Annotated in this window: 20 protein-coding genes and 1 tRNA gene; 11 read left to right on the top strand and 10 right to left on the bottom strand. The window is 60.1% G+C overall.

Features of this window, described 5'->3' with window-relative positions:
• Positions 1 to 253: 253 nt before the first annotated feature.
• Genes LG371_RS06065 through pncC form a run of 3 tightly spaced genes read left to right on the top strand, consistent with a single transcriptional unit; the run spans position 254 to position 2,689 of the window.
• Entirely contained in the window at positions 254 to 1,702 is a 1,449-nt protein-coding gene (locus LG371_RS06065; RefSeq protein WP_225748016.1) for a mechanosensitive ion channel family protein, read from the top strand.
• Positions 1,699 to 2,202: a dihydroneopterin triphosphate diphosphatase gene (nudB, locus tag LG371_RS06060; protein WP_225748015.1), complete on the top strand. Its 504-nt coding sequence runs from the start codon at positions 1,699 to 1,701 to the stop codon at positions 2,200 to 2,202. The genes LG371_RS06065 and nudB overlap by 4 nt, the downstream gene beginning before the upstream one ends.
• Before the next feature lie 13 nt (positions 2,203 to 2,215).
• Entirely contained in the window at positions 2,216 to 2,689 is a 474-nt protein-coding gene (pncC, locus tag LG371_RS06055) for a nicotinamide-nucleotide amidase (protein WP_225748014.1), read from the top strand.
• A gap of 125 nt (positions 2,690 to 2,814) precedes the next feature.
• On the opposite strand, the gene LG371_RS06050 is transcribed toward pncC, so the two are convergent.
• Positions 2,815 to 3,504 (bottom strand): TIGR02117 family protein, encoded by a 690-nt coding sequence (locus tag LG371_RS06050; RefSeq protein ID WP_225748013.1) that lies wholly within the window; start codon positions 3,502 to 3,504, stop codon positions 2,815 to 2,817.
• 138 nt (positions 3,505 to 3,642) lie between these two features.
• Positions 3,643 to 4,611, bottom strand: coding sequence for a tRNA dihydrouridine synthase (locus LG371_RS06045; protein WP_370632658.1), 969 nt, complete (start codon positions 4,609 to 4,611; stop codon positions 3,643 to 3,645).
• Between the two features lie 184 nt (positions 4,612 to 4,795).
• On the opposite strand from LG371_RS06045, the gene LG371_RS06040 reads away from it, so the two are divergent.
• The 3 genes from LG371_RS06040 (at position 4,796) to LG371_RS06030 (ending at position 7,302) form a co-directional block, all read left to right on the top strand.
• Positions 4,796 to 5,470 (top strand): hypothetical protein, encoded by a 675-nt coding sequence (locus LG371_RS06040; RefSeq protein WP_225748012.1) that lies wholly within the window; start codon positions 4,796 to 4,798, stop codon positions 5,468 to 5,470.
• A gap of 179 nt (positions 5,471 to 5,649) precedes the next feature.
• Entirely contained in the window at positions 5,650 to 6,471 is an 822-nt protein-coding gene (gene mutM, locus LG371_RS06035; RefSeq protein ID WP_225748011.1) for a bifunctional DNA-formamidopyrimidine glycosylase/DNA-(apurinic or apyrimidinic site) lyase, read from the top strand.
• A 57-nt stretch (positions 6,472 to 6,528) separates the two neighbouring features.
• Positions 6,529 to 7,302, top strand: coding sequence for a 1-acyl-sn-glycerol-3-phosphate acyltransferase (locus LG371_RS06030; RefSeq protein WP_225748010.1), 774 nt, complete (start codon positions 6,529 to 6,531; stop codon positions 7,300 to 7,302).
• A gap of 193 nt (positions 7,303 to 7,495) precedes the next feature.
• Here LG371_RS06030 and LG371_RS06025 read toward each other — a convergent pair whose 3' ends face one another.
• Complete coding sequence (locus tag LG371_RS06025; RefSeq protein ID WP_225748009.1) at positions 7,496 to 7,942, bottom strand: META domain-containing protein; 447 nt, start codon at positions 7,940 to 7,942, stop codon at positions 7,496 to 7,498.
• 99 nt (positions 7,943 to 8,041) lie between these two features.
• A complete protein-coding gene (gene trmB, locus LG371_RS06020) occupies positions 8,042 to 8,734 on the bottom strand; it encodes a tRNA (guanosine(46)-N7)-methyltransferase TrmB (RefSeq protein WP_225748008.1) in 693 nt (230 codons plus the stop codon).
• A 145-nt stretch (positions 8,735 to 8,879) separates the two neighbouring features.
• Here trmB and recA point away from each other — a divergent pair, with 145 nt between their 5' ends.
• Both recA and trpE read left to right on the top strand, forming a co-directional pair.
• Positions 8,880 to 9,965, top strand: a complete 1,086-nt coding sequence (gene recA / locus LG371_RS06015; RefSeq protein ID WP_067595283.1) for a recombinase RecA — start codon at positions 8,880 to 8,882, stop codon at positions 9,963 to 9,965.
• 122 nt (positions 9,966 to 10,087) lie between these two features.
• Entirely contained in the window at positions 10,088 to 11,566 is a 1,479-nt protein-coding gene (trpE, locus tag LG371_RS06010; protein WP_225748007.1) for an anthranilate synthase component I, read from the top strand.
• A gap of 96 nt (positions 11,567 to 11,662) precedes the next feature.
• On the opposite strand, the gene LG371_RS06005 is transcribed toward trpE, so the two are convergent.
• Entirely contained in the window at positions 11,663 to 12,064 is a 402-nt protein-coding gene (locus LG371_RS06005) for a hypothetical protein (protein WP_225748006.1), read from the bottom strand.
• Between the two features lie 36 nt (positions 12,065 to 12,100).
• A tRNA-Ser gene (locus LG371_RS06000) sits at positions 12,101 to 12,189 on the bottom strand.
• A gap of 477 nt (positions 12,190 to 12,666) precedes the next feature.
• On the opposite strand from LG371_RS06000, the gene metE reads away from it, so the two are divergent.
• Positions 12,667 to 14,961, top strand: a complete 2,295-nt coding sequence (gene metE / locus LG371_RS05995) for a 5-methyltetrahydropteroyltriglutamate--homocysteine S-methyltransferase (RefSeq protein ID WP_225748005.1) — start codon at positions 12,667 to 12,669, stop codon at positions 14,959 to 14,961.
• Positions 14,962 to 15,661: 700 nt separating this feature from the next.
• Here the strand turns inward: metE and LG371_RS05990 are convergent.
• From LG371_RS05990 to LG371_RS05975, 4 genes are all read right to left on the bottom strand, one after another.
• Positions 15,662 to 17,164, bottom strand: a complete 1,503-nt coding sequence (locus tag LG371_RS05990; RefSeq protein ID WP_225748004.1) for a DASS family sodium-coupled anion symporter — start codon at positions 17,162 to 17,164, stop codon at positions 15,662 to 15,664.
• 371 nt (positions 17,165 to 17,535) lie between these two features.
• A complete protein-coding gene (locus LG371_RS05985) occupies positions 17,536 to 19,560 on the bottom strand; it encodes a UvrD-helicase domain-containing protein (RefSeq protein ID WP_225748003.1) in 2,025 nt (674 codons plus the stop codon).
• Positions 19,561 to 19,588: 28 nt separating this feature from the next.
• Positions 19,589 to 19,894 (bottom strand): RnfH family protein, encoded by a 306-nt coding sequence (locus tag LG371_RS05980; RefSeq protein ID WP_225748002.1) that lies wholly within the window; start codon positions 19,892 to 19,894, stop codon positions 19,589 to 19,591.
• On the bottom strand, positions 19,887 to 20,324 hold the full coding sequence (locus LG371_RS05975; protein WP_225748001.1) for a type II toxin-antitoxin system RatA family toxin: 438 nt from the start codon (positions 20,322 to 20,324) through the stop codon (positions 19,887 to 19,889). The genes LG371_RS05980 and LG371_RS05975 overlap by 8 nt, the downstream gene beginning before the upstream one ends.
• A 333-nt stretch (positions 20,325 to 20,657) precedes the next feature.
• Between LG371_RS05975 and dprA the strand changes: the two genes are divergently transcribed.
• Positions 20,658 to 21,953, top strand: a complete 1,296-nt coding sequence (dprA, locus tag LG371_RS05970) for a DNA-processing protein DprA (protein ID WP_225748000.1) — start codon at positions 20,658 to 20,660, stop codon at positions 21,951 to 21,953.
• The gene (locus tag LG371_RS05965; protein WP_370632657.1) at positions 21,950 to 22,423 is read left to right on the top strand and encodes a DUF494 family protein; all 474 of its coding nucleotides are present in this window, start codon (positions 21,950 to 21,952) and stop codon (positions 22,421 to 22,423) included. Before dprA ends, LG371_RS05965 begins: the two co-directional genes overlap by 4 nt.
• Positions 22,424 to 22,560: the final 137 nt, after the last annotated feature.

The raw sequence follows: 22,560 nt of genomic DNA, 5'->3' as shown, positions 1-22,560 counted from the left end.
GATGGGTGCTTGCTGCCGTTGCCTAAGTCATACCCAACACGCTATAGCAAATGAACTTAACTTTCGCTAAAGCGTTAGCTCTCCTTGCCAGACTACTGTATCGTTTGCCGCTCGCCGCTTGGTATTGAAAGCGTGTTCATTCGCTATAAAGGGCTACCTGAAAAATTCCACTCGAAAAACCAGCAATGAAACCATTGCCCCCTTGCTATAATCCCACCCCATCACACATCTCGCTTCAAGAAACGGATTTTTCATGCTCCCCCTGCTCACCGCCGCCGACAACGCCGAATGGCTCGACAACCTTGGCGAAAGCGGCAAATCGCATCTGCTCGCCTTATTTTCGCGCGAAGAATTCGGGCTGAACCAGCTGCTCGGCAGCCTTTCCGGCACGCGCGGCTGGCTGGATTTCGCGCTGGCCGTTGGCATTTTGCTCGGCACCTATTTCCTGGCCGGCAAGCTGCTGGCCAAACTGCCGGACGACGACGGCAAAACCTATCTGCTGCGCCACATCTGGCGGCGCACTTGCTGGCCGCTGCTGATGCTGCTGGCCGGTGCGGCGGCCTTGGTGGCGTGGTACGGGCTGCTCGGCGCCACAGCGGTGTGGCTGCGGCTTCTGGTGATGGCGGCACGCTGGATGCTGCTGATTCGCGTGGTGCTGGCGGTGTTCCATTCGGCCATTCCGGCCAACCGCTTTTCCTCGCGCATGGAGTCTTCGCTGGCCGCCGCGCTGTGGGGCACCTTCCTGCTGTGGGCTTCCGGCATCGACGACATCATTATTGCCTGGCTGCGCGGTCTGCAATTTTCAGTGGGTTCGGCGCGGCTCTCGCTCTATACCGTACTCACCGGCTTGCTGTGGGTGGGCGTGATGGTGGTCGGCGCCATGTGGCTGTCGCGCTATATCGACACGCGCCTGAAAGGCAGCAAACGGCTCGACCCCAACCTGCAAATCATGCTTTCCAAGCTGGCGCGCACGATATTGCTGATTCTGTCGGTGCTGATTGCGCTGCCGCTGGTGGGGATCGATTTAACCGTGCTTTCCGTGTTCGGCGGCGCGTTCGGCGTGGGCTTGGGCTTCGGTTTGCAGAAAATCGCCAGCAATTATGTGTCCGGCTTCATCATTTTGGGCGACCGCTCGGTGCGCCCCGGCGACCGGCTCACCGTAAACAACTTCACCGGCTATGTTACGCAAATCACCGCCCGCTTCGTGGTGTTGCGCAGCGCCGGCGGGCAGGAAGCGCTGATTCCGAACGAAACCTTCATCACTTCCGCCGTGATCAACGAATCCTACACCGGCAAATCGCTGTGGCAGAGCCTGGACGTTCAGGTAGCCTACCACACCGATTTGGCGCAGGCCTTGCAGATTTTGCAGGAAGCCGCCGCCGCGCAGGACAGGGTGAAAGCCGACCCGCCGCCCAAAGCCTATCTGATTGATTTTGCCGACAACGGCATCAACCTGCGCCTCGGCTTCTGGGTGCGCGACCCGGAAAACGGCTTCCTCGGCCTCAATTCCGCCATCTTGCTCACCGTGTGGCAGCGTTTCAACGAAGAAGGCATCGAATTCCCCTTCCCGCAGCGCGAAGTGCGCATACTGAACCAAGAGCTCTTGCCCGATGCCGCCGCCCTGCTCAAAGCCGGCTACCGAGCGCAGGGCGACACCGCCTCCGACGAAGTGGCCGGCAGCAGCGCGGAGCCGCCGCGATGAGCCCCGCCTACAAACGCCCCGAATCCGTGCTCGTGGTGCTGCACGACGGTTGCGGCCAAGCCCTCCTGCTCGAGCGCGTGTCCCCGCCCGGCTTCTGGCAATCCGTCACCGGCAGCCTCGAAGTCGGCGAAACCCCCTTTGCCACCGCCCTGCGCGAAGTAGCCGAAGAAACCGGCATCCGACTCGCACCCGAAGCCCTCACCGACTGGCACACCCAAAACGAATACGAAATCTACGAACACTGGCGCCACCGCTACGCCCCCGGCATCACCCGCAACACCGAGCACGTTTTCTCCGCCGTGATTCCCCGCCGCCCCGTGCGCACCGCCCCCGCTGAACATCGCGCCCAGCGCTGGCTGCCGCTGGCCGAAGCCGCACAGCTCGCCTTTTCCCCCTCCAACCGCGAAGCACTGTTGCGCCTGGCCGCCGAAACCGAAAGCAGGCTACCTGAAAAATTGACGGCATCCCCCGCTTTAAGCCATGATACGGCCAACAAATAAACGAGCGATTACCATGGACACCCTGCTGCAAGAAGTTACCCAAAAGCTGGCCGAACGCGGCGAAACCATCACCTGTGCCGAATCCTGCACCGGCGGCCAGCTTGCCGCCGAGCTCACCCGCCTGCCCGGCAGCTCCGCCTGGTTTGAAACCGGCTTCGTTACCTACAGCAACCACGCCAAACAGCAGCTGCTGAACGTGAACGCCGCCACCCTCAGCCACTACGGCGCCGTGAGCGAAGAAACCGTGCGCGAAATGGCGCTGGGCGCGCTCATCGCCACCAAAGCCGACTACGCCCTGAGCATTTCCGGCATCGCCGGCCCCGACGGCGGCAGCGAAGGCAAGCCCGTGGGCACGGTGTGGTTCGGCCTGGCCACCAAGCAGCGCATTTGGGCGAAAGAACAGCGTTTCCAAGGCGACCGCGCCGCCGTGCGCGCCCAGGCCGTGCGTTTTGCGCTGATGCTGATGAAGCGGTATTTGGAGCGCTAGTTTCCCGCTAACGAAATCGAAATAAAAGGCTACCTGAAAACGGGTTGACACGGTTTTCAGGTAGCCTTAGCCGGGGATGGAGGCTACCTGAAAATAGGGCTGCGGTAAGGCTGGTTGAGGTGGTTTTACGGCGGGGGTGTGTCCTGGGGCGGGTGGTGCAGGAAGATGCCTTGTTCGGTGATGGTCCAGAGGGCGGCGTCGCTGCCCATGGTTTTGAGGGCGTTGTTGGTCCAGGTGTTGCAGGTGTAGAAGAGGCTGTAGCTGCCGGTGGCTTCGTAGAAGGCGTCGTGATCGCCGTATACCAGATGAGTGGGGATGGGGCGGGTGCGGCCGTTGTGCCATTGCAGGCTTTGGCGGATGTAGGCAACGAGGCGGCGGTATTGGGGGCGGCTGATGCGGATGGGGGCGCAGCGGGCGCAGCCTTCGAGGCTGTGCAGGTAGGTGGCGTGGACGGCGTTGCTGGAGAGGCCGGTGGCGGCTTTGAGGGCGGTGCCGGGGCGGAGGTCGGCCCAGGTGGGGGTGGTGAGGTAGAAGTTTTTGTCGCCGAGGCCGATGGCGAGCCAGGGGGTGTATTCTTGGCTGCGGGTGTGCTCGGCGGGGAACACGGCCCGCCAGTCGGCTTCGCTGCTTACGGCGGGGACGACGATGTCGGTGTGCACGCCGTTGGAGAGCAGCCAAACGGTGATTTCGGGCTCGCCTTCTGCGTGGCCGGGGCTTTTGATGTGGGGCAGCAGCCAAACGGCGGCGCCGTAGAGCAGGAGCAGGGCGGCGAGGCTGAGAAGGCTGCGGCGGATGAGGCGGCGGAGTGTGGGCATGGCGGAATATGAGACTACCTGAAAACGGAGCTTCCGAAGGAAGTGGAGTTTCTGCGAAGCTAAAACGGAGCTTCTGAAGGCAGGGTACTGCGTTGTTTTGGCAAAACTCGCTGCACTCGTTTTCAGGTAGCCTGTGTGTCAGTTGGCCGGGTAGTGTTCCAATAGGTGTTCGACTTCGGCGGGGTGGGGAGGTGCGCAGCTGGGCGAAGAGCTGTTCGGCCTGGGGTGGTGGGGTTTCATCATACCGAGCCATTGTTTGAGGCGGGCGACGGGTAGGGGTGTCGCCGGCTTCTTGGCGGCAGAGCTGGAAGAATTGGCGCATCCAAACGAGGTAGTCGGCAAAAGGGGCGGGATCGGGCGGGAGGCCTTGGTTGTGGCGGGCGATTGGCGGCCGAGGTCGGGGTGATGACGGCGCCGCGCCGAGCATGACGCTTTGCAGCCGCTGCTTTGGCGGATGGCGAGGTAGTCGGCCAGGCTGAATACGTCGCCGTTGGCAATCACGGGGATGGATACGGCTTGGCGGATGCGGGCGATTTGCGGCCAGTGTGCGGGCGGGCGGTAGCCTTGGGTTTTGGTGCGGGCGTGCACGGCGAGGGCGGCGGCTCCGCCTTGGGCGATGGCTTGGGCGCATTCGATGGCGAGGTGGTCGCTGTCGTAGCCAAGGCGCATTTTGGTGGTGAGGGGGATGTTTTCAGGTAGCCTTTGGCGCACGGTGGAGACGATTTGGCGGATGCGTTCGAGCTCGCGCAGGAGGATGGCGCCGCCTTGATGTTTGTTTACGGTGGGGGCGGGGCAGCCGAAGTTGAGGTCGATTTTGCGGGCGCCGGCGGCTGCGGCGGCGCAGGCGTTGGCGGCCATGTTTTCGGGGTCGCTGCCGAGGAGCTGGAGGGTGCAGGGGGTGCCGGCGGGGGTGCGGCAATCGTGGTCGATTTCGGGCATGTGGCGCCGCCAGGTGGCGCGGGAGTGGAGGGTGTGGGTGATGCGCACGAATTCGGTAACGCATTCGTTGTAGCCGCCGATGCGGGTGAGGAGGTGGCGCATAACGGGGTCGAGCAGGCCCTGCATGGGGGCGAGGATGAGGTGCATAGTGAAGGGGGCGGCGTGCAAAACGGGGATTTTACCGCGTTGGGTGGGTTGCCGGATATTTTTTCAGGTAGCCTCTTGCCGCGCTAAAGGCTACCTGAAAAATGGTGCCGTGCTTTCGGAAGCTGAGCCTGCGCGGCAACGTTGCCCCGCCGGGCTTTATCTTGTATGGTGGCGGCTTCGATGGATACCCATTGCAAGGATTGCCATGACTGTTGCCGCCAAAATCAAAATCGCCCTGCTGCTGCCGCTGTTGGCGGGGCTGTGTGCCTGCGAGATGAATACAAACGGGGGCTCGGCAGATTCTGTGCCTACCGAACAAAGCGGCGCGCCGGCCGCGCTGTCTGCACCGATTCTGCAAAATGTGGCGGTGGGCAAAACCACGCTGGAGCAGGCGAAGGAGCGGTATCCCGATTTGCAGCGGTTCAACGGCGGCTATATGCGTTTCGGCAATCGGATGCTTGCCGGCGATTCCGGCGCGATTGAAGTGTATCAGCGCGAAATCCGCGGCCATGCCGCGCAGCAATCTTTGGTGTTCGACGGCGACAGCAAGGTGCTGCAAATGTTGGTGCTGCTGCGTGCCGACAATGATGTTGCCGCTTTTGCGCGCGATTTGGAGGAGATCGGCTTTGCGCCGTATCCGCGGCTCACGGAGCAGGAGTTTGCCATTTTAAACAGCGGGATGTTCTCCACAGCCGAGGAGCGGCAGAAGGCTGTGGACGAGACGGGCACGCGGCAGTTTAAACGCGGCGATTTGTTTGCCTTCGTTGTGCCCGCCGAAGCAAACGGCGGCATGGCCGGGCTAACCATCATGAACCTCGCCTACGAGCCCGAGCACCGCGCCAAATGGCGGCAGCAGCAGGCGGCGCAGCAGCGGCAGTAGTTTCAGTGGATTGTTTTCAGGTAGCCTTCGACGCAAGCAGGAGCTACCTGAAAAATTTCCAAGCCTTATTTAACTGCGTTGAAGCTGACGCTTTAGCTTCTCTGAGACATCGTTTCAGGTAGCCTAAACCGCGCAAACGGTCTAAACTTCCCCTCCCGCCCATTTCCACCCATCCCGCCATGCCCGAATTGCCCGAAGTTGAAACCACCCGCCGCGGCATCCAGCCCTATATGCAGGGCAAAACCGTGGCCGAAGTGGTGGTGCGCCAGCCCAAGCTGCGCTGGCCGGTGCCGCCCGATTTGGCGCAGCAGCTTGCCGGCAGCCGCATTGTGCACATCCGCCGCCGCGCCAAGTATTTGCTGTTTGAGTTTGCCCACGGCGTGATGCTGCTGCATTTGGGCATGTCGGGCAGCCTGCGCGTGTATCCGGATGGCAGCGCGCCGCCGCCGGAAAAACACGACCACCTCGACATCATCACCGCCGACCACACCGTGCTGCGCCTGCGCGACCCGCGCCGTTTCGGCGCCGTGCTGTGGTTTGCCGGCGCTGCCGAGCAACATCCGCTGTTGCAGCACCTGGGCCCCGAGCCGCTGCAAGACGAATTCACCGCAGGCTACCTGAAAACCGCGCTCTCGCGCCGCAAAAGCGCCGTGAAAACCGCGCTGATGGACAACAAAATCGTGGTGGGCGTGGGCAATATTTATGCCAACGAAGCGCTGTTTGCCGCCGGCATCCTGCCCACGCGCCGCGCCGACCGCGTTTCCGCTGAGGAGTGCCGCCGCCTAGTGGCCGAAATCCGCAGCGTGCTGCAACGGGCGCTGGAAGCCGGCGGCAGCAGCCTGCGCGATTTCCTACACAGCGACGGCCAAAGCGGCTATTTCCAGCAGCAATATAATGTGTACGGCCGCGAAGGCGAGCCCTGCCGGGCGTGCGGCACGCCGATTGCGCGGCAGGTGCTCGGCCAGCGCAGTAGTTTTTATTGCCCGCAGTGCCAGCGCTGAAATGTTTTCAGGTAGCCTGATTTTTCAGGTAGCCTTTTGCCACTTCCTACACCAATAATGATGAACACACAACCCACTTCCCTCTTCACCCGCCTCTTCCGCCTGCTGCACCTGCTGTGCTGGTTTTTCCTCACCGCCGTGAGCCTGTTTCGCCTGCGCGAATACAACCAGCACAGCAAAGACGTGATGCAGCGGCTCGCGCGCAGCATGCTGAAAGTGTTGCACATCCGCATTGAAGCCAACCCGGCCAACCCGCCGTTTCCGCTCGTGTTTCTCGGCGCGGCCAACCACGTTTCCTGGCTCGACCCGATGATTTTGATGGCCATGTATCCCACCGTGTTTATCGCCAAGCGCGAAATCCGCTCCTGGCCGATTATCGGCGCCGTGGTGGCGCGCACCGGCGCGGTGTTTATCAACCGCAACAGCCGCAACGACGTGGCGCCGGTAAACGAAGCCATCGTGCGCTCGCTCACGGCGGGGCACAGCGTGTCGTTCTTCCCCGAAACCAAAGCCTCGGAAGGCACGGGCACCCTGCCGTTTAAGGCCGCGCTGTTCCAATCTGCGCTTGATAGCGGCTTGCCCGCCGTGGCCGTGGCGCTGCGCTATTGCGATGCGGCGGGCAAACGCAGCATCGGCCCCGCCTATGCGGGCAACACCAGCCTCTTCACTTCGCTGTGGCGCATTGTTTCCATGCCCGAAATCATCGTGCGCGCCGACTGCTCCGCGCCGCTCGCGCTCACCGCCGAAGAAGCCGCCGACCCCTCCGCCCGCTTCCTGCTCAAGGATAAGACCGAGGCTTTTGTGGGCGGGGTGGTGAACGGGGGAGATTGAGGCGTTTGGGTTTCGCTTGCGTTCAAGTTTTCAGGTAGCCTTTGGGGCTACCTGAAAAATTTTCGGCAGGCCGGGTATGGATGCACGGCCTGCACGCGGCACGGCAAAAGGCTACCTGAAAATTTTGGATTCGCAGAAATCCGCGTTGCTCATTTTCAGGTAGCCTTTTTATCGGCCGATCACACTTGGCAGGCTAACGTGTGGGCACGGCTTGCAGCAAGACGCGGTTGGCGCTGTCGAGCAGCTCCAGCCGGCCGTTGGCGAGGCGGTAGGCGGCCACGTTGGGCAGCACGTTTTCGGCAAGCCGGCGCTCTTGCAGATGGATGGCTTGCGGGCAGCCCATCAGGGTGGTAACGGTTTCGCCGAAGTTCAGGGCATGGCCTTGTTGGCGGTAGCTGCCGCCCAAGGTGTTGCAGCCGACGTTGGCGTTGAAGCGTTGGGCTTCGGGGTTGAAGCGCAGCAGGCTGCGGGGGGCGGGGCGGGTTTGTCCGATGCGGGTGATGCGCCATTGGCCGGCCAGCGGCGGCTGCTCGGCCTGCGCGGCGGGAGCGGGAGCGGGAGCGGGCGCGTTGGCTGCGGAATCGGCGGGGTGCGCGGCGCAGGCGGCGAGCAGGAGGGCGGCGAGGTAAATCGGTTTCATGGTGTATCTCCTTTCGGGTGAACAAAAAACACGGTTTGAAGCCCGGGCAAGCTTTGGGTTTGTCCGGGGGTAATCGTTGGATGTGTGCGTGTCGGTTTGTCAGCGTTTGGTGAACACCAGGTCCCACACGCCGTGGCCGAGGCGTTTGCCACGGGCTTCGAATTTGGTTTCGGGGCGGTAGGCGGGGGTGGGGGCGTAGGTTTCGGCAGTGTTTTGCAGCTCGGGGAAGCTGCCGAGCACTTCGAGCATTTGGGCGGCGTATTCTTCCCAATCGGTTGCCAGGTGCAGATAGCCGCCGCTTTGGAGCTTGGGCAGCAGTTTGGCCACGAAGGGGGGCTGGATGAGGCGGCGTTTGTGGTGGCGTTTTTTGTGCCAGGGGTCGGGGAAGAAGATGTGGATGCCGGCCAGGCTGCCTTCGGCCAGCATGGTTTCCACCACTTCCACGGCGTCGTGCCGCATCACGCCGATGTTGGCGATGCCCTGCTCGGCAATGAGTTTGCACAAATTGCCCACGCCGGGGCCGTGCACGTCGATGGCGAGGAAGTCTTTTTCAGGTAGCCTTTGGGCGATTTCGGCGGTGGCGGTGCCCATGCCGAAGCCGATTTCGAGGATTTTGGGGGCTGCGCGGCCGAAGGCGGCGTTTAAATCGAGGGGCGCGTTTTGGAAGTCGAGGCCGAAGCGCGGCCAGTTTTCGTCGATGGCGCGCTGTTGGGCGGGGGTCATGTGGCCTTGGCGCAGCACGAAGGATTTGATGCTGCGCGGGTGTGCTTGTTGGGGATTGGAGGTGCTCATATTCGGTGCGGGTGTGAAAATAGCGCTATATTGCCAGCATCGGGCGGGGCGCTCAAGTTTCGGCGGCGGCAAGGCGAACACAGCGGCGGTGCTTTGTGCGATAATCCGCCCGATTTATTCACACTTCAGATATTAGGGAATGATTATGGCAGAAGCAAAGAGCAAGGCAGATAAAGACCTGTCGCCGGCAGAATCCAAGGCCAAGGCGCTGGCTGCGGCGCTGGCGCAGATTGAAAAGAATTTCGGCAAAGGCGCCATCATGAAGATGGATGGCAGCCACCAGGATGAAAACTTGGAAGTGGTGTCCACCGGTTCGCTGGGCGTGGATTTGGCGCTGGGCGTGGGCGGTTTGCCGCGCGGGCGCATTGTGGAAATCTTCGGCCCCGAGTCTTCCGGCAAAACCACGCTGTGTTTGGAAACCATCGCACAGTGCCAGAAAAACGGCGGCGTGTGCGCCTTTATCGACGCGGAAAACGCCTTCGACCCGATTTACGCGCGCAAGCTGGGCGTGAAGGTGGAAGAGCTGATGGTGTCGCAGCCGGACACGGGCGAGCAGGCGCTGGAAATCTGCGATATGCTGGTGCGCTCCGGCGGCGTGGACATGGTGGTGATCGATTCCGTGGCGGCGCTGGTGCCCAAGGCGGAAATCGAAGGCGAGATGGGCGATAGCCACGTGGGCCTGCAAGCCCGCCTGATGAGCCAGGCCTTGCGCAAGCTCACCGGCCACATTAAGAAAACCAACACCTTGGTGGTGTTCATCAACCAAATCCGCATGAAGATCGGCGTGATGTTCGGCAGCCCGGAAACCACCACCGGCGGCAACGCGCTCAAGTTCTACGCTTCCGTGCGCCTCGACATCCGCCGCATCGGCCAGATTAAAAAGGGTGACGACATCCTGGGCAACGAAACCCGCGTGAAAGTGATTAAAAACAAGGTTGCCCCGCCGTTCCGCCAAGCCGAGTTCGATATTCTCTACGGCGAAGGCGTGAGCCGCGAAGGTGAGCTGATCGACTGGGGTGACAAAATCGGCATCATCAAAAAATCCGGCGCATGGTATAGCTACAACGGCGACAAAATCGGCCAAGGCAAAGACAACGTGCGCGTGTGGCTGAAAGAAAACCCCGAAGTGGCCGCCGAAATCGAAGCGAAAATCCGCCAGGAAGTCGGCATCAATATCGAGATCACCGAAGGCCAGCGCGACGAAACCGACGGCGAACAGCCCGAAGAGTAAGCGCGTGATAAAGGCTACCTGAAAATGCTTGGCACAAGGTTTTCAGGTAGCCTTTTGTGTGATTTTTCAGGTAGCCTTCAATTTTTCAGGTAGCCTTCCACCTATCCCAATTCCCAAACACCATGATCACCCTGCAACAATTCCGCAAACAAGCCGCCGCCGGCTACAACCGCATCCCGCTGGTGCAAGAGCTGCTGGCCGATTTGGACACCCCGCTCTCGATCTACCTCAAGCTTGCCAACCGCCCCTTCAGCTACCTGCTCGAATCCGTGGTGGGCGGCGAGCGTTTCGGCCGCTATTCCTTTATCGGCCTGCCCTGCCGCACCTATCTGCAAGCCAGCGGCCGCCATGTGGATGTGTATGAAAACGGCCGGATTGTCGAACAACACGACGGCAACCCGCTGCCCTTCATCGAGCAGTTCCACGCCCGCTACCAAGTGCCCGAAATCCCCGGCCTGCCGCGTTTTATCGGCGGCCTGGTGGGCTACTTCGGCTACGAAACCATCTACCACTTCGAGCACATCGCCCACCGCCTCAAACAGCCTGCGAAAGCCGACCCCGTCGGCACGCCCGACATCCTGCTCATGCTCTCCGAAGAGCTCGCCGTGGTAGACAACCTCAGCGGCAAAATCCACCTCATCGTGTATGCGGACCCCGCCGAAGACGAAGCAGGCTACCTGAAAGCCCGCGCGCGCCTGGAAGAGTTGCGCGAGCAGCTGCGCCAAAGCGTGGCCCTGCCGCTCTCCCTCGGCAGCTCGCCCACCCGGCCGCAGCACGAAACCGGCGAAGCGCGCTATAAAGAATACGTGCGCCGCATCCGCCAATATATTTTAGACGGCGACTGCATGCAGGTGGTGCCCAGCCAGCGCATGAGCCTGCCCTTCGCCGACAAGCCCCTCAGCCTCTACCGCGCCCTGCGCACGCTCAACCCCTCGCCCTATCTGTTTTACTACGACTTCGGCGATTTCCACGTGGTCGGCTCCTCGCCTGAAATCCTCGTGCGGCGCGAGCAAAACAGCGTTACCGTGCGCCCCATCGCCGGCACCCGCCTGCGCGGCGCCACCCCCGCCGAAGACGCCGCCCACGCCGCCGAGCTTTTGGCCGACGAAAAAGAAACCGCCGAACACGTTATGCTCATCGACCTCGGCCGCAACGACGTGGGGCGCATCAGCCAAACCGGCAGCGTGAAAGTAACCGATAAAATGGTGATCGAGCGCTATTCGCACGTGATGCACATCGTGTCCAACGTGGAAGGCGAGCTCAAGCCCGGCGTGGGCAATATGGAAATCCTCGTCGCCACCTTCCCTGCAGGTACGCTTTCCGGCGCCCCCAAAATGCGCGCGCTGGAAATCATCGAAGAGCTCGAGCCCGCCAAACGCTGCATCTACGGCGGCGCCGTGGGCAACTGGAGCTTCAATCAAGACATGGATTTAGCCATCGCCATCCGCACCGCCGTGATTAAAAACGGCACGCTCTACGTGCAAAGTGGCGGCGGCATCGTGGCCGATTCCGAAGAAGAAGCCGAGTGGCAGGAAACGCAAAACAAAGCCCGCGCCGTATTGCGCGCCGCCGAGATGGTACAACAGGGGCTGGACGGATAGAGGCAGAAAGGCTACCTGAAAAATAGGTCTGCCGAAAACAGAATTGCCTACAAAACTGGGCGAATGCTTTCTGCTCACGCAGGATTAAGTTGAGTTTCAGGCTGATATCAATTTCAGGTAGCCGTTATCGGTTTTGCTTTGTTCACCCTTGCGCCTCATGCCGGCGCGGGCACCTACTTTTCTTTGCTTCGTCAAAGAAAAGTAGGCAAAAGAAAGACGACTGCGGGCACAGGGTTGGCTTCGCCAAACTTCCCTCACTCCGCGCAATTTTTCGGGCGGGCTCGCAACTTGTGGCTGCGCCGCTTCGAACATGCAAGCCCTTGTTCCCCGAAAAACCGCGCTCCGTTCGGCTGCGCCAGCAGAGAAAGGCGCAACCCAACCATCTGCGCCAAATACGCCATGCTTGGTTTCACAGGAGGGTTCTATGTTGCTTGAGAATGTGAAAAGGCTACCTGAAAAATAGTTTTCAGGTAGCCTTAAAATAGGGTGGGCAAACAAAAACCCTTCGTTTCGAAACGAAGGGTTTTTTCAATTTGGCGGAAGCGGTGAGATTCGAACTCACGGTGGGCCTAACCCACGACGGTTTTCAAGACCGCTGCATTAAACCGCTCTGCCACGCTTCCGGTTCAAGAGTGCGAACTATACTGGATTTCCGACGTTTTTGCCAGCATTATTTTGCCGGCGCGGGCGGGCTGTTGCAGCGCTTTCCTTGCGTGGAGCGGGCAAACGGGCTCGCCGTATTTTTTCAGGTAGCCTCAAACAGGCGAAGAGGCTACCTGAAAAATCAATCCGCCGCTCTGCTGTCTTAGATTTTTTCCTTCTATCTATTAAAAAAATATTTATAAAACCGATTGGGCGGCAACGGCATGTGCTAAACGAAAATGGCTTTGTGTAATTTAGTGCTTTGATGCATAATGGGTAATCTAAAATTTTCAATAGTGGCTAAGCGGCTGGAAATGCAGGTTATATGAAATTTATTCATGCAGTCCGGCAAATTTATCGCTTGCATCTTGCCGCGCCCTGCCGCAAACTCGCCCCCTGAGAAATTTTACTCGTTTCCTAAACATTTTCCGTTTTGCAAACCATTAGAAGGAGTTGTGATGAACACCGTACATCTTTCCGGCTACCCGCGCATCGGCGCCAAGCGCGAGCTGAAATTTGCCGTTGAAGCCTTTTGGAAAGGCGCGAAATCCGAGGCCGAGCTACAACAAGTGGCTGCCGACATCCGCCGTGCCAACTGGGCCGCACAGAAAGCCGCCGGCGCCGATTTGCTGCCGGTGGGCGATTTTTCTTTCTACGACCACGTGCTGGATCTGCTCTGCACTTTGGGCGGTATCCCCACGCGCTTCGGCTTCGACGCAGCCAATCTGACCCTGCCCGAATATTTCCAACTGGCGCGCGGCAATGCCACCCAGTTTGCTATGGAAATGACCAAGTGGTTCGACACCAACTACCACTTCATCGTGCCCGAATGGTCGGCCGACACCGAATTTAAGGTAAACGCCAAAAACCTGATTGCACAAATCAAAGAAGCCAAAGCGCAGGGCTACGACATCAAGCCCACGCTGGTGGGCCCGGTTACCTTGGCTTGGTTGGGCAAGAAAAAAGAAGGCATTTCCTGCCGCATCAAAGACCTGCTGCTGCCCAAGCTGCTGCCCGCTTATGCGCAGCTGTTGCGCGAGCTGGCTGCTGAAGGCGTGGATTGGATTCAGATCGACGAGCCGATTTTGGCCGCTGAAGCCGACCAACATTGGCTGGGCGCGTTTGAGCCTGTGTATAAAGAGCTGGCCAACACCGGCGTGCGCATTGTGATCGGCACGTATTTCGCTTCTGTGGCCGAACATTTGAACCTGCTCAAATCCCTGCCCGTGCACGGTGTGCACATCGACTGCGTGCGTGCGCCCGAGCAGCTGGCCGTGTTTGCCGAAGGCTGGCCGGACAACCGCGTGCTGTCTGTGGGCCTGATTGACGGCCGCAACGTGTGGCGCGCCAACCTGAGCAAGGTCATCGACACGCTCGAGCCGGTGAAAGCCAAGTTTGGCAACAATTTGTGGATTGCCCCGAGCTGCTCGCTCTTGCACAGCCCGCAGGATTTGGCCGTGGAAGAAAAGCTGGATGCCGAAATCAAATCGTGGATGGCTTTTGCCGCGCAGAAACTGGTGGAACTGGGCGTGGTGAAACAGGCGCTGGCACACGGCAAAGCCGCCGTGCAGGCAGCCTTGGCCGAATCCGATGCCGCCGCCGCCGACCGCGCCACCAACAAGAAAATCCACAATGCCGCCGTGCAGAAGCGCGTGGCCGAGCTGCCCAAAGGCGCCGACCAGCGCAAATCGCCGTTTGCCGTGCGCATCAAGGCGCAGCAGGAATGGATGAAGCTGCCCGTGCTGCCCACCACCACCATCGGCTCTTTCCCGCAAACCACCGAAATCCGCCAGGCGCGCGCCGCGTTTAAAAAAGGCGAGCTCTCCGCTGCCGATTACGATGCCGCGATGAAGAAAGAAATCGCCTACTGCGTGGAAATCCAAGAGAAACTGGAGCTGGATGTGCCCGTGCACGGCGAAGCCGAGCGCAACGACATGGTGGAATACTTCGGCGAGCAGCTCGCCGGCTACTGCTTCAGCCAGTTCGGCTGGGTGCAGAGCTACGGCAGCCGCTGCGTGAAACCGCCGATTATTTTCGGCGACGTGTCCCGCCCCAACCCGATGACCGTGTATTGGTCCACCTACGCGCAAAGCCTCACCAAGCGCCCGATGAAAGGCATGCTCACCGGCCCGGTAACCATGTTCAAATGGTCGTTTGTGCGCGACGATGTGCCGCTGAGCGTGGTGGCCAAGCAGATTGCGCTGGCGCTGAACGATGAAGTGCTGGATTTGGAAAAAGCCGGCATCAAAGTGATTCAGATCGACGAGCCCGCCATCCGCGAAGCCATGCCGTTGAAACGTGCGCAATGGGACGAATACCTGGCCTGGGCCTGCGAAGCCTTCCGCCTTGCAAGCACTGGCGCGGCCGACAGCACCCAAATCCACACCCATATGTGCTACTCCGAGTTCAACGACATCCTGCCCGCCATTGCCAGCATGGATGCCGACGTGATTACCATCGAAACTTCGCGTTCCGACATGGAATTGCTGACCGCGTTCGGCGATTTCAAATACCCGAACGACATCGGTCCGGGCGTGTATGACATCCACAGCCCGCGCGTGCCCACCGAAGCTGAAGTGGAACGCCTGCTGCGCAAAGCGATGGAAGTGGTGCCGGTGGAACGCCTGTGGGTGAACCCCGACTGCGGCCTGAAAACACGCGGCTGGAAAGAAACGCTGGAACAGCTCGAAGTGATGATGGCAGTAACCAAAAAACTGCGCGCCGAGCTGGCGGCCAAGAATGTGGTCCGCTAAGCGATAGGGCAGTTTGGCTGTAACCCGGCCGCAAAGAAAAGGCTACCTGAAATATTTTTAGCTGCGCAGAAACTTGCGAAGCTCGTTTTCAGGCAGCCTTTTTTGCTTTTGCGGCGTGTGCAAACAGTATGGATGTAGGAAGGATGAGGCTACCTGAAAAGTGATGTGTTGATGCAAACGGGTTGGGCTAATCCGTTTTCAGGTAGCCTTGGTTGCGCCTTCAAGCTTGGGCAACATCTTGTGTCGCAAACGCTATAGCGAACCAACTTAACTTTCGCTACGGCGTTAGCTCACCTTGCCGTACCCCTGTACTGTCTGCGGCTCGCTGCCTTGTATCGAAAGCCAATTTGATTCGCTATATCCGTTCATCAAACCAAGCGAATGGCAGAGAGGAAACCCGCCGATATGAAATGAAGCAGGGTGCTAAGGTTTCGGGCTACCTGAAACGCAGAGTGGATGAACAAAAACCGGTACGGCTTGGCTCGCCGCCTTGTCCCGATTTTTGTTAATCCACTATATTTTCCCCTCTGCGGGAGGGCGGCAGGCCGAAGCTGTGCTTGGTGATGGGTTCCGTGCCGCAAAGCCGGATATGGAATACAGAAAGGCTACCTGAAAATTTTAGCTTCGCAGAAACTTCACTGCGCTGCGTTTTCAGGTAGCCTTTTATCTGCCTAAGCAGCAATGGCATTCAGCCTGGGGTTTACCAGTAGCCCATCACTTTCCACCAGATGCCGCCGATTACCACAAACACGGCGAGGTTCACCACGCTCATGATGAAGCCGGCTTTCCACCATTCGCCCAGGGTGGTGTAGCCGGAGCCGAAGATCACGGGCGAAGTGCCGGTGGCGTAGTGGGTGAGGGTCATCATGATGCTGGAAGAGCAGGCCAGGAGCAGGGCGTACAGTATGGGCGGCGCGCCCAGGGCCAGGCCGGCGGCGTAGAAGGCGGCAAGCATGGCGGTGATGTGCGCGGTGGTGCTGGCGAAGATGTAGTGCGCATACATGTAGGCCAAGAGCAGCAGGGTAACGGCGCCTACCCAGCCCATGCCCATGCCGCCAATGCCGGTTTCGAGCATTTTGGAGAGCCAGGCAATCAGGCCGAGCTTGTTGAGGAAGGAGGCCATCATCACCAAGGCGGAGAACCAGGTAACGGTGTCCCACGCGCCTTTTTCAGTCAGGATGTCCTGCCAGGTGAGCACGCCAGTGAGCAGCAGCAGGGAGAGGCCGAGGAAGGCGGTGGTGGTGGCGTTCACGGCGTAGGCTTTGCCGAAAATCATGGCCGGAATGCCTGCCCACAGCAGCAGCAGCACGGCAAAAATGGCGAGCATGATTTTTTCGCCGCGGTTCATCGGGCCCAGCTCTTGCAGTTTGTCTTTGGCAAACTGGGAGGCGTTCGGGGTTTCCTTGATTTCGGGCGGGAAGAAGAAATACAGCACCAGGGGCATCAGGAACATGGCCGCCAAGCCGGGCACAAACATGGCAATGGCCCAAGTGGCCCAGCTCAGATGGATATCGGAGTTGGTGGCTTTGGCAATCAGATCCACGATCAGTGGGTTGGGCGCGGTGGCGGTGATGAACATGGCAGAGGTAATCGGGTTGCTGTGGTAGTTTACCAAGGCCAGGTATTTACCGATGCGGCCCTGCGTGCCTTTTTCCGGGTCGGAATCGAAGCTGCCCGCAATGGATTTCATAATCGGGTGGATGATGCCGCCGCCGCGCGCAGTATTACTGGGCGTTACCGGAGCGAGAATCAGCTCGGAAATGGCCAAGCTGTAGCCGATACCCAGCGTTTTCTTACCGAACAAGGAGATAAAGTAGTAGCCGATGCGTGCGCCCAGCCCGGTTTTCAGGATGCCGCGCGAAATCATAATGGAGATACCGATGAGCCAAATCAGCGGGTCGCCAAACGAGCTCAAGGCGTCTTTAATGGCCACGGTGGCCGGGTTTTTCACCGGGTTGCCTTCGGGATCAAGCTCGGGCACGGTGACTTTGGTGATGGCCACCAGCATGATGGCGATGATGGACAGCGCGCCGATGGGCATGGCTTTGCCGATGATGGCGGCAATCACGCCCACAAACAGCGCCAGCAGGTGCCAAGCGTTGGGGGTAACGCCCTGCGGCACGGGAATGACAAACCAAATCAACAGCGTAAGCGCCACGGCCACCGCCATCGGTATTGGTTTGAAGCCGAGTTTGTTTTCCATTTGCTACTCCTTCAATTCTAGGTTAATGAAAGCATGGCATAACAACTAATGTTGCTTGCGCATTCTAGCAGTTTTTTACGCAAGGATACGGATTTTGCCTTGGGAAAATTTTAAGTGGAAATAAAGGGTTGTTGAAATTGAATGATAAGGCGGGCGGGGAGGGGCCGGCCAAGGTATGCCTGCCGCGCCGGAGAGGGCGGGCTGGCGGGGAGGAATGGGGAAAAATGGACGGGATAGGGGTGCTTGTTTACTGGTGAATGATGGGGGAGGGAGGGCTACCTGAAAAAACATTCCCTCTCCCGTGGGAGAGGGTTGGTTCAGGCTTAGGCAATGCTTGCGTTCATTCGCTGGCTGATTTTTCAGGTAGCCTTTCAGCTTTTGTCCTGCCCGATTTTGGCGTTGAGCATGTCGAGCATGCTGCGCAGGTTGGCTTTGCCTTCTTCGTGGCTCACGATGGGCTCGCCGCCTTTGCGCCCGAGGATTTTGAGGTCGGCCGGGGGCATTTCGCCGATAAAGCGGCTGGGCTCGGGGAATTGCCAGCCGCCTTGGCGGCGGCGTTTGACGCAGTGGGTGAGGGTGAGGCTGTGTTTGGCGCGGGTGATGCCGACATACATGAGGCGGCGTTCTTCGTCGAGGTTGCCTTCTTCTACGCTGTCGGCGTGGGGGAAGAGGCCTTCTTCGCAGCCGGCGAGGATAACGTGGGGGTATTCGAGGCCTTTGGAGGCGTGCAGGGTGGAGAGGGTTACGGTGTCGGTTTCTTCTTTGCTGCGGCTGTCGAGCAGGTTCATCAGGGCGATGGTTTGGGAGAGTTCGATCAGGGTTTTGCCGTCTTGTTCGCCTTTTCTGGCCAGCCAGGCGCATAAATCTTGCACGTTGCGCCATTTGATTTCGCCGCTTTTGCCTTCTTCGTGTTCGAGCAGGTAGGTTTCGTAGCGGATGTCGGCCAGGAGCTCTTGGATGAGGCTGCCGGCGGGCTCGCTTTGGGCGCGGCTTTGGTAGCTTTGCATGAGGGCAGTGAACTGGCGCAGGGCTTCGCGGCCGGCGGCGGGAAGCCGGGCTAGGGCTTCGGCGGTGTTGGCGGCGGCGTAGAGGCTGCAGGAGGCTTCGGCAGCGTAGCGGTTGAGGCTGCTGAGGGTGGCGTCGCCGATGCCGCGTTTGGGCGTGGTGGCGGCGCGCAGGAAGGCGGGGTCGTCGTCGGGGTTGGCCAGGAGGCGCAGGTAGGCGAGGATATCTTTGATTTCGGCTTTTTCGAAGAAGCTTTGGCCGCCGGAGATTCGGTAGGGGATGTGGGCGCTGCGCAGGGCTTCTTCAAACAGGCGGGCTTGGTGGTTGCTGCGGTAGAGGATGGCGAAGTCGGCGTAGTTGAGGCTGCCGCCGCTTTGGTTGCGCCGGCGGATGATGCTGCCGGCGGCGTATTCGGCTTCGTGTTGTTCGTTTTGGCAGGCGATGATGCGCACGGGCTCGCCTTCGCCGTATTGGCTCCAGAGGGTTTTGGGGAAGAGTTTGGGGTTGTTGGCGATAACTTGGTTGGCCACGCGCAGGATGCGGGCGGAGGAGCGGTAGTTTTGCTCGAGCTTGATGATTTTGAGGGCGGGGTAGTCTTGCTGGAGCAGGCGGAGGTTTTCCATGTTGGCGCCGCGCCAGGCGTAGATGCTTTGGTCGTCGTCGCCCACGGCGGTGAAGCGGCCTTCGGCACCGGTGAGCAGCTTCATGAGGGTGTATTGGCAGGTGTTGGTGTCCTGGCATTCGTCCACCAAAAGGTGCAGCAGGCGCATCTGCCATTTGATTCGGATGCCGGCTTCGTTTTGCAGCAGGCGGGTGGGCAGGAGGATGAGGTCGTCGAAATCGACGGCTTGGTAGCTGTGCAGGGTTTCCTGATAGCCTGCGTAGAGCCGGGCGGTTTGGCGTTCCCATTCGTTGGAGGCTACCTGAAAGGCTTGCTCGGGGGTGAGCAGGTCGTTTTTCCACAGGGAAATTTTGTGCTGGGCACGGAAGACGGCGTCGCGGCCACTGCTGCCGAGCAGCTCGGCGATGATTTTGCCGCTGTCGGAGCCGTCGAACACGGAGAAGTTTTGTTTGTAGCCGATGTATTGGGCTTCTTCGCGCAAGAGGCGCATGCCCAGCGAGTGGAAGGTGCAGACGGTAAGCCCGCGGGTTTGGCGGCTGCCGAGCATGGCGGCGGTGCGCTCCTGCATTTCGGCGGCGGCTTTATTGGTGAAGGTGATGGCGGCGATGTTGTGCGGGGCGTAGCCCACTTCGCGGATGAGGTGGGCGATTTTTTCAGTAATCACGCGGGTTTTGCCGCTGCCTGCCCCGGCCAGCACAAACAGGGGGCCGCCGAGATAATGCACGGCTTCGAGCTGCTGGGGGTTGAGGTGGAAGGGGGATGTGGACATGGGAAAGTGGATAAGGCTGCCAGGGCTTTCAGGTAGCCTCTTTTTTCTGTTTGGCGGCGGCTTTGCGGCGGCGGTTTTCTTTCGGGTCGATGAGCAGGGCGCGGTACACTTCCACGCGGTCACCTTCGCGCAGCGGGGTGTTGTCTTTCACTTTTTTGCCGAAGATGCCGATGGGCGCGGCGGCAAAATCAACGTGTGGAAATTCGGTTGGCAAGGCAGATTGCAGCACGGCCTGCCGCGCGGTGGTGCCGCAGGCTACCTGAAAAGCCAACAGGCATTGTTTGCCCGGCTCGGCATAGGCCACTTCGATATGGAGCGGGGTATCGCTAGGCATAGCGGCGGCCTGCCTCTTTCACGAAAGCGTCCACCAGCGTACCGCTGATGTGGCTGAACACGGGGCTGATGAGCGCGGAAAGCATGCGGCTGGAAAATTCGTAGTGCAGCTCGAATTCCACCTTGCAGGCATCGTCGCCCAGCGGCAGGAAGTGCCAAGTTCCGTTCAGGCTTTTGAAGGGGCCTTCCAAGAGCGTCATGCGGATTTCGCGGCCAGGGATGTTGCGGTTGTGCGTGGCGAAGGATTGGCGCACGCCCATATAGTCCATAAACAGCCGCGCTTTCAGTTCGTTGCCGCTGCGCTCGATGATTTCGGTGCGGCTGTACCACGGCAGAAACTGCGGATAATCCTCCGCCTTGTCCACCAGCTCGAACATCTGCTCGGCCGAATGCGGCACCAGCAGGGATTTCTTCACGGTTTTGAGCGACATAGCACACAGCCTTGGCAATGCAAAAGCCGCATTATAGCCAAAGCCCTTCTTCCTTCCTACCGCGCTGCCCCGCTTTGCCATATTGTTTGGCCGCCTGCGGCTTGCCGCCTTGCGGGAAGGAAGAACGGCTTCAGCCAAATGGCGAAACGCCAGACTGCCTCGCCAAACTGCCCTGCCGAACCGCAGGCGGAATAGGTGCAAAAATGGCAGATTATCCATTCAACACAATCCATTGCGTGCCTTTCCCGATTCTTGGCTTGGAAAATGCTTGATACCCGTCGGCAGCCGCCAAACCGCCCTTTCCAAAATCATTCAAACACACGCAAAACGCCCATGGAAAATACCGCAGAACGTTCCGCCTGGCTCCGGCTCGCGCTGATGCCGCACATCGGTGCGGAAACGTTTTACGAACTCTGCCGCCACTACGGCTCGGCCGCCGCCGTGTGGGCAGCCGAAGAGGAAGTAGCCGCCGTCCTGCCCACCCGTCCGGCGCAGGAAGCCTGGCGCAACCGCCGCCACGAAGCGGAAGCCGCCGCCGAAGCCGCGCTGGAATGGGCGGAGCAGGAAAACTGCCGTTTATTGTTCGCTTGCGACAAAGATTTTCCCGCGCAGCTGGGCGAAGGCATCACCCCGCCGCCCGTGCTGTTTGCGCGCGGCAGCACCGAATGGCTGCACCGGCCGGCGGTGGCCATCGTGGGCAGCCGCCACGCCACCCCGCAGGCCATGCGGATTGCCGGCGAGTTTGGCGAAGCGCTGGCCGAGGCCGGCATCGTTACCGTATCCGGCATGGCTGCCGGCATCGATAGCGCCGCCCACGAAGGCGCGCTGCGCAAAAGCGGCGGCACGGTGGCGGTGTGGGGCACGGGCATTGACCGCGTGTATCCCGTGGCCAACAAAAGTTTGGCGCACCGCATTGCCGAAGCGGGCTGCATCTTGTCGGAATTCCCCTTGGGCACGCGCCCGCTGGCCGGCAACTTCCCGCGCCGCAACCGGCTGATTGCCGCGCTTTCCTCCGCCGTGCTGGTGGTGGAGGCCGCGCTGGAATCCGGCTCGCTGATTACCGCGCGGCTGGCAGTGGAGATGGGGCGCGACGTGTTCGCCGTGCCCGGCTCCATCGACAACCCGCACAGCAAAGGCTGCCACGCGCTCATCAAGCAGGGCGCCAAGCTCACCGAAACCCTGGCCGACATTTTGGAAGAGTGCCCGCTGCTGCAAGAAGCCGCGCCGACAAAAGCAAAACCCGCCGCCCAAAGGCTACCTGAAAACGAGCGCAGCGAGTTTCGCCAAAACGAACAGAGTGAGTTTCTGAGAAGCAAAAACGAGCAACGCGAGTTTCCGCGCAGCAAAAACGAAAGCAGCGGCTTCCCGCACAGCCCAAACGGGCAAAACGAATTTTCAGGTAGCCCGAACGAACGCAGCGGGCTGCTGGAAAACGAGCCGCAAGCCGAACCCCCGCTGCTGCGCGCCATGGGCTACGACGCCATCCACCCCGACACCCTGGCGCAAGCCCTGGGCATCCCCGCCGCCGATGTGTATGCCGAGCTCACCCTGCTGGAAATCCACGGCGAAGTGGCGCCGCTGGCCGGCGGCCGCTACCAGCGCATTTCCCCGAATAGGACAAGAAAATGATGATCGACGTAATTACCTTTTTATTGGAGAACTTCCAAGATTTCGACGCCTGCCCCGCCAACGACGTGCTCGGCAGCCTGCTCGAAGAGGTGGGTTTCCAGGATGAGGAAATTCGTGATACGCTATTATTTATGAACGTGCTGCAAGAGCGCAGCCGCGCGGTGCGCCATCACGGCGCGGGCGAGCAATCCATGCGCGTGTATCTGCCCGAGGAATTGGAAGCCGTGCCGCCGCAGGCTTTGGGTTTGCTGCACTTTTTGATGCAGAACGGCGCGCTTTCCGCCGAGCAGCGCGAATTTGTGCTGCTGGCGCTGATGCACCTCTCGGCCAAATCGGAAGAGCCGCTCACCGAGGCGCATGTGAAAGTGCTGGCGCTGTTGGTGCTGTGGGCAGACAAATCCGAGCTGCCCATGCTCATCGGTGACGATTTGGCCAATGCCGTGCTGCGCGGCCAGGCGGTGATGAATTGAGAAACGCCATGCCGACACCATCTATAAGGCTACCTGAAAACTTCAAGGCTTTTTCAGGTAGCCTTTGATTGAGTACGGCACGTTTGCCGCACGCCGTGAACGAATAAAGGCTACCTGAAAACGTGAGCTGCTGCGAA

This window comes from Eikenella sp. Marseille-P7795, from assembly GCF_916618725.1.
GTDB lineage: Bacteria > Pseudomonadota > Gammaproteobacteria > Burkholderiales > Neisseriaceae > Eikenella > Eikenella longinqua.
This window is presented reverse-complemented; position numbering and strand designations above follow the sequence as displayed.